Source organism: Parafrankia sp. FMc2, from assembly GCF_041008525.1.
Taxonomy (GTDB): Bacteria; Actinomycetota; Actinomycetes; order Frankiales; family Frankiaceae; genus Parafrankia.
On the sequence record NZ_JBFLUG010000220.1, the window covers coordinates 1 to 7966 of the forward strand.

At 73.9% G+C, this 7966-nt stretch carries 1 protein-coding gene; it reads right to left on the reverse strand.

Annotated features, from left to right (window positions below; all coding sequences use genetic code 11):
• Positions 1 to 7966, reverse strand: a 7966-nt coding sequence (locus tag AB1460_RS34465) for a type I polyketide synthase (protein ID WP_420497445.1), incomplete at both ends; no start/stop codon positions are given.

Sequence of the window (7966 nt, forward strand, 5' to 3'; positions counted from 1 at the left end):
AGACCCACCACCCGGCCCAGACCCCACACCTGCGCCTGCAACGGATCCACCGCACCATCGGAACGACCCGTCGACACCGCACCCGACGTCACCAACCACACCGGCGCCGCGATCTCGGCATCACCCAACGCCTGCACCACCGCCAGACTCTCCGTCAGCGGTGCCGTTCCGAACGCGGCCAGCGACAGCACGCCCGCCACCGGTCCGCTCGCCGCGGCCGATCGCAACCGCTCTGCCAGGGCCAGGCGCTCTCCGTCCGGGATGACCTCCACCGAGGCACCGGCGCCGGTGAGGAGCTCGGTGAGGCCGCGGGTGTCGTCCCCGACGAGCAGCCAGGTACCGGACAGCACGGTGCTTCCGGGGTCGCCTGCCGGCTTCCAGGTCACCCGGTAGCGCAGGCCGTCCGCCTGGCTGCGGGCCCGGCCGCGGGCCCGCCAGGACGCCAGGACGGGCAGCACGCCCTCGAGCGAGGCCGCCTCGACGCCGAGCTGCTCGGCCAGCGCGGGCAGGTCAGAGCGGTCGACCGAGTCCCAGAAGCCGGCTTCGGCCTGATCCGCGACCCGCTCGGGAGCCGGCAGCTCCGCCGGGGCCTGCGGCCAGTAGGTGCGGTGCGCGAAGGCGTAGGTCGGCAGGTTCTCCGCCGGCCGGACGCCGGTCCCGTCGACCAGGGCGGCCCAGTCGACGGCGACGCCGTGGACGTGCAGCTGCGCCAGAGCGGTCAGGGCCGTGGACGTCTCGTCACGGTCGCGGCGCAGCAGCGGAACGAACACGCTGCCCTCGGCGTCCGGCAGCACCTGCGCGGCCATCGCCGTGAGCACCCCGTCGGGGCCGGCCTCGACGAACCGCGTCACCCCGGTGGCGGCCAGCGTCGCGACGGCGTCGGCGAACCGCACCGGCTCGCGGACCTGCCGCACCCAGTACTGCGGATCCGTCCACTCGCCCGCCCCGACCAGCTGGCCGGTCACGCTCGACACGACCGGCAGCGTCGGCTCGTGGAACGTCAGCCCGCGCACGACAGCACCGAACTCGGCCAGCATCGGCTCCATCAGCGCCGAGTGGAAGGCGTGACTCGTCCGCAGCCGGGTCGACCTCCATCCGCGTACGGTCGCCAACGCAGCGGCGGCGTTGATCGCCTCGGCCGGGCCCGCGAGGACGATGGCGGTCGGGCCGTTGACCGCGGCCAGGTCCACCGCGATGCCGGCCTCCGCGAGCGCCTCGAGGGCGTCGGCCTCGGTGGCCTGCACCGCGAGCATCGCCCCGCCGGCGGGCAGCGCCTGCATCAGACGACCCCGCGCCGCCACCAGCACCGCGGCATCCGCCAGATCCAGAACCCCGGCCGTGTGCGCCGCCGCGATCTCACCGATCGAGTGACCGACGACCACGTCCGGCGTGACGCCCCAGTGCCGCAGGAGTGCGGTGAGGGCGACCTCGACGGCGAACAGCGCGGGCTGCGCGTATCCGGTCTGGTCCAGGAGCTCGGCGTCGCCGTCGATCAGGTCCCGCAGCGGCCGGTCCAGGTGGGCGTCCAGGTGCGCGCAGACCGCGTCGAAGGCATCCGCGAACACCGGGAAGGTGTCGTACAGCGCCCGGCCCATGCCGACCCGCTGCGCACCCTGACCGGTGAACACCACCGCGACCCGGCCGGGCCCGGCGACCGCCCGGACCAGGTTCGGGGCGGAGCCGCCCTGACTCAGGGCCTCCGCCGCACCGACCAGGTCGTCGCGGTCGGTCACGATCAGCGCCGCCCGGTGCGCGAGTGCCGAACGCCGGAGGCTGGCCGCGGCGAGGCCGGGCAGGTCGATCTCGGCGTTGCTCCGGGCCAGCTGGAGCAGGCGCTCGGCCTGGTTACGCAACGCGGTCTCGTCCAGCGCGGCGAGCAGGACCGGCACCGCCGGCAGACCTGAGGAAAGGCCCGCGGGGAGGGCGGTGCCCGCAGGGGCGATCTCCCCGGGCTCGGCCACCAGGGCGGCCGGCGTCGCGACCACCGCCTCGTCCGCCTGCTCGTCCCCCGGCGCACCCAGCGGCTGGTCCAGCGGCTCGTCCAGGGGCGGCTGTTCGATGATCACGTGGGCGTTGGTGCCGCTGAAGCCGAACGAGGAGACACCCGCCCGACGGGGCCGGCCGGGCGCGTCCCAGGGCCGGGGCTCGGTGAGCAGCTCGATCGCGCCGACCGACCAGTCCACGTGCGGCGACGGTGCGTCGACGTGCAGGGTCGCGGGCATCGTGCCGTGCCCCATCGCCAGGACCATCTTCATGATCCCGGCGACACCGGCGGCGGCCTGGGTGTGACCGATGTTCGACTTCACCGACCCGAGCCACAGCGGCTGGCCGGCGGGCCGGTCCTGCCCGTAGGTCGCCAGCAGTGCGTCGGCCTCGATCGGGTCTCCCAGCCGGGTGCCGGTGCCGTGCGCCTCGACCGCGTCGACGTCGGCGGCCGACAGGCCGGCGCTGGCCAGCGCCTGGCGGATCACCCGCTGCTGGGACCGCCCGTTCGGGGCAGTCAGCCCGTTGCTCGCACCGTCCTGGTTCACCGCCGAGCCCCGGACCACGGCGAGGACCCGCCGGCCGTCCCGGCGGGCGTCCGACAGGCGCTGCACCAGCAGCACACCGGCACCCTCGCCCCAGGCGGTCCCGTCCGCACCGGCGGCGAACGACTTGCACCGGCCGTCCACGGACAGGCCCCGCTGGCGGGAGAACTCGACGAACGTCCCCGGCGTCGACATGATCGTCACGCCGCCGACCAGGGCCATCTCGCACTCGCCGGCCCGCAGTGCCTGCGCCGCCAGGTGCAGCGCGACCAGCGACGACGAGCACGCCGTGTCCACGGTGACCGCCGGCCCCTCCAGGCCGAACGTGTAGGCCAGCCGGCCCGACATCACGCTCGCCGCGTTGCCGGTGCCGACGTGCCCCTCGGCGGCCGCGTTGTCGTCGAGCAGCGCGATGTAGTCCTGCAGGCTAGTACCGGCGAAGACGCCGATCTGCGCGCCGCGCAGCGACATCGGGTCGATCCCGGCCCGCTCGAACGCCTCCCAGGACGTCTCCAGCAGCAGCCGCTGCTGCGGGTCCATCGCCAGCGCCTCGCGCGGGCTGATCCCGAACAGCGCGGCGTCGAACTCGCCCGCGTCGTAGAGGAACCCGCCCTCCCGCGAGTAGGACGTCCCGGGATGGTCCGGATCGGGGTGGTACAGGGTCTCCAGGTCCCAGCCGCGGTTCGTCGGGAACTCCCCGATCGCGTCACCGCCCGAACGGACCAGATCCCACAGGCTCTCCGGGGAGTCCACCCCGCCCGGGAAGCGGCAGGCCATCCCGACGATCACGACCGGGTCGTCGGCGACACCGGCCGCCGTCAGGAGGCCCGCTCCCGCGCCGGCCCCGGCCGGCCGGACCGGCGCCGACCCGTCAGGGGCACCCGCCGTCAGGCGTTCCAGCAGCCAGGCGGCCATCGCGTCGGCGTTCGGGTAGTCGAAGACGACGGTGGTCGGCAGCGACAGCCCGGTGACCGCGAGGAGCCTGTTGCGCAGCTCCACCGCCATCAGCGAGTCGAAACCGAGGTCCCGGAACGGCCGGGCCGCGTCCACCTCGTGCTCGGACGCATGGCCGAGCACCGCGGCGATCTGCCGGCACACCTCGGCCGTCATCACCCGGCGGCGGTCAGCCGCGGGAAGGGCCACCAGGCGCGCGGCGAGGGCGGGCCGGGAGTCCGCGGCGGCCAGGACGCCGGCACCGTGGGCCGGCTGGCTCGCACGGACGGCGGGCAGGTCCGCGAGCAGCGGAGACGGCCGGCTCCCGGTGAACTCGGCGGCGAACCGCTCCCAGTGGACGTCCGCGACCACCACCGCGGCATGGCCGGCGCCGCCGGCCTCGGTGCTCCCCGCGCCGGTGCTCCCCGCGCCGACAGCACGGGCAAGGGCAGCAAGCGCCAGCTCCGGGCTCATCAGGGACATGCCGCTGCGGCGGAGCGGCAGCGGCGCGGCCGTGTCCGCGATCATCCCGGCATCCGCCCAGGGACCCCAGGCGATCGACGTCGCCGGCAGGCCGTGGGAGCGCCGGTACTCGGCCAGGGCGTCGAGGTAGGCGTTCGCCGCCGCGTAGTTCGCCTGGCCCGGAGCGCCGATCGTGCCCGACGTCGAGGCGAACAGCACGAACGCGTCGAGGGGGCGGTCTTCGGTCAGCTCGTGCAGATGCCGGGCGGCAGTCGCCTTGGCGGCCAGCACACCCGACAGCCGGTCCGGGGTGAGCCCGTCGACGATGCCGTCGTCGAGCGTCCCGGCCGCGTGCACGACCGACAGGACGGGCTCGTCCGCGAGCGAGGCGAGCAGACCGGCGACGTCCGACCGCACCGCGACATCGCAGGCCCGGACGGTGACCCGGACCCCGGTCGCGGTGAGCTCCTCGGCCAGCGCGCCGGCCCCGTCGGCGGCCGGGCCGCTGCGGCTGGCGAGAACCACGTGCTCGGCGCCGTTCTCCGCGGCCCAGCGGGCGATCAGACGTCCCAGGCCACCGGTGCCGCCGGTGATCACCACGGTTCCCCGCGGCTGCCACGGAACGGTCGAGGCAGCGCTGACCGGCGCCGACGCGAGCCGGCGTGCCATGATCCCGTTCGCCCGCACCGCGACCTGATCCTCACCACTGGTGAACGCGGCGACGACCCGGTCCCCGGCACGCCGGTCCAGCGTCTCCGGCAGGTCGAGCAGGCCGCCCCAGCGGTCCGGGTGCTCCAGTGCGACGACCCGTCCGAAGCCCCACAGCTGCGCCTGCGCGGGACGGGTGAGCCGGTCGGTGCGTCCCGTGGACACCGCGCCGCGGGTCAGCACCCACAGCGGCGCGGTGATCCCCGCGTCGCCGAGGGCCTGCACCACCGCCAGTTCCTCGGCGAGCGGCGCCCCGCTCAGCCCCGCCGTCCGGTCACCGGCCTCCTCGCCGACCACCTCGTCCGCCGCGTCGTCGACCGTCTCGTCCACCGTGTCACCGACGGCTTCGTCGCCCGTGGCGAGGAAGAGCACGCCGCCGACCGGGCCGTCGGCCGAACCGTCGACGAGCGCGTGGAGACGGCCGGCCAGTGCCTCCCGGTCGTCACCCGGCTCGGGGAGGGTGACAACCTGCGCCCCGTGACGGGTCAGCAGCTCGACGAGCCGACCGGCCCACGCACCGGACCCGCCGCCGACCAGCAGCCAGCGACCGGCCAGCGGCGCCGGCTCCGCCTCGGTGACCGGCTTCCAGACGACCCGGTACCGCCAGCTGTCGGCGGTGGTGGCCAGCCGGCGCCGGGCCCGCCAGGACGCGAGCGCGGGCAGGACGTGTTCCAGCGGCTGGGCGTCCACGCCGAGCTGGGCGGCCAGCCCCGGCAGGTCCGCCCGCTCGACGGTCCTCCAGAAGTCGGACTCGTCGCCCGCCCCTGTCAGCTCCGGCTCGTCGTCGGAGAACTCGGGCCAGTAACGCCGGCGCTGGAAGGCGTAGGTCGGCAGGTTCTCCGCCGGTGTCGCCCCGGTGCCGTCGAACAGGGCCGCCCAGTCGACGGTGACGCCGTGGACGTGCAGCCGGGCAAGTGCTGTGACCGCTGTGGACGTCTCGTCGCGGTCGCGGCGTAGCAGCGGGACGAACACACTGCCCTCGGCGTCGGGCAGGACCTGCTGGGCCATCGCGGTCAGCACACCGTCGGGGCCGGCCTCGACGAACCGGGTCACCCCGTTCTCAGCAAGCGTCGCGACCGCGTCGGCGAACCGGACCGGCTCCCGGACCTGCCGCACCCAGTACTGCGGGTCGGACCACTCCTCGGCCTCCACCAACCGCCCGGTCACCGTCGACACCACCGGCAGCGTCGGCTCGCGGAACGTCAGCCCACGGACCACCGCGGCGAACTCGGCCAGCATCGGCTCCATCAACGCCGAGTGGAACGCATGGCTGGTCCGCAGCCGGGACGACCTCCACCCACGTGCGGCCGCCAGCTCTGCGGCCGCGTCGATCGCGTCCTCCGGCCCGGAGAGAACCACGGCGGTCGGACCGTTCACCGCGGCCAGATCCACCGCGACACCGGCCTCCGCCAGCGCGGCGAGGATCTCGGCCTCGCCCGCCTGCACCGCCAGCATCGCCCCACCGGCGGGCAGCGCCTGCATCAGACGACCCCGCGCCGCCACCAGCACCGCGGCGTCCGCCAGATCCAACACCCCGGCCGCATGCGCGGCGGCGATCTCACCGATCGAATGGCCGACCAGGATGTCCGGGGTCACACCCCAGTGGCCCAGCAGCGCGGTGAGCGCGACCTCGACCGCGAACAACGCCGGCTGCGCATAGCCGGTCTGGTCCAACAGCTCCGCGTCATCGTTGATCAGTGCGCGGATCGGCCGATCCAGATGGATGTCGAGGTGGGCGCAGACGGCGTCGAAGGCATCCGCGAACACCGGGAACGTCTCGTACAGCGCCCGGCCCATCCCGATCCGCTGTGCGCCCTGCCCGGTGAACACCACCGCCAGGCGGCCCTCACCCACCACACCCCGCACCACGTTCGGCACGGACACCTCGCCTCGCAGCGCCTCCAGCCCAGCGCGCAGATCATCGGTACCCGCAGCCAGAACCACCGCGCGATGTGCGAGTGAGGCCCGCCGGACCGTCGCGGCCGCGAGTTCGAGAACGTCACCTTCGGCCTGCTGGAAACGACCTGCCTGCGCCCGCAGCGCCGCTTCGTCCCGGCCCGAGACCAGCAGCGGGACGACCGGCAGACCGGCCGCGTTCACCGGACCGGCCGCGGGCTCCCCCGAGAGCTGTTCGAGGTCGGGGGCCTGCTCGAGGATGATGTGCGCGTTGGTCCCACTCACCCCGAACGAGGACACACCCGCCCGACGCGGACGGCCGCTGTCCTCCCACGGACGGGACTCGGTCAGCAGCTCGATCGCCCCGGCCGCCCAGTCGACATGCGGCGACGGCGCATCCACATGCAACGTCGCCGGCAGCGTGCCGTGGCTCATCGCGAGGATCATCTTGATGATCCCCGCGACACCCGCCGCCGCCTGCGTGTGACCGATGTTCGACTTGATCGAACCGAGCCACAACGGGTTCTCCGCCGGGCGGTCCTGACCGTAGGTAGCGAGCAGCGCCTGCGCCTCGATCGGATCACCCAGCGTCGTACCCGTACCGTGCGCCTCCACCACGTCCACATCCGACGGCGACAGGCCCGCGCTGGCCAGCGCCTGGCGGATCACCCGCTGCTGCGACGGACCATTCGGCGCCGTCAACCCATTGCTCGCACCATCCTGATTCACCGCGGAACCGCGCACCACCGCCAGCACCCTGCGACCCGCGCGGCGGGCGTCGGACAGGCGCTGGACCAGCAGGACACCGGCGCCCTCACCCCACGCCGTCCCGTCCGCACCCGCCGCGAACGACTTGCACCGCCCATCCGGCGACAGACCCCGCTGACGGGAGAACTCCACGAAGGTTCCGGGTGTCGACATGACGGTGACACCGCCGACCAGCGCCATCTCACACTCACCGGCACGCAGTGCCTGCGCGGCCAGATGCAACGCCACCAGAGAGGAGGAACACGCCGTGTCGACAGTGACCGCTGGGCCTTCCAGACCGAAGGTGTACGACACCCGACCCGACATCACACTCGCCGCGTTACCCGTCCCGACATGCCCCTCCGCCGCCGCCCGATCATCAAGCAGCGCAATGTAGTCCTGCCCGTTCGTCCCCGCGAACACCCCGACCCGCGCACCCCGCAACCCCGTCGGATCAATCCCCGCCCGCTCGAACACCTCCCACGACGTCTCCAACAAAAGCCGCTGCTGCGGATCCATCGCCAACGCCTCACGCGGACTGATACCAAACAACCCCGCGTCAAACTCGGCCGCGTCATACACAAACCCACCCGCACGCGCATACGACGTCCCCACCACCCCAGGATCCGGGTTGTACAGGGAATCCAGATCCCACCCACGATCCGCCGGGAACACACCCATCGCATCCCCAC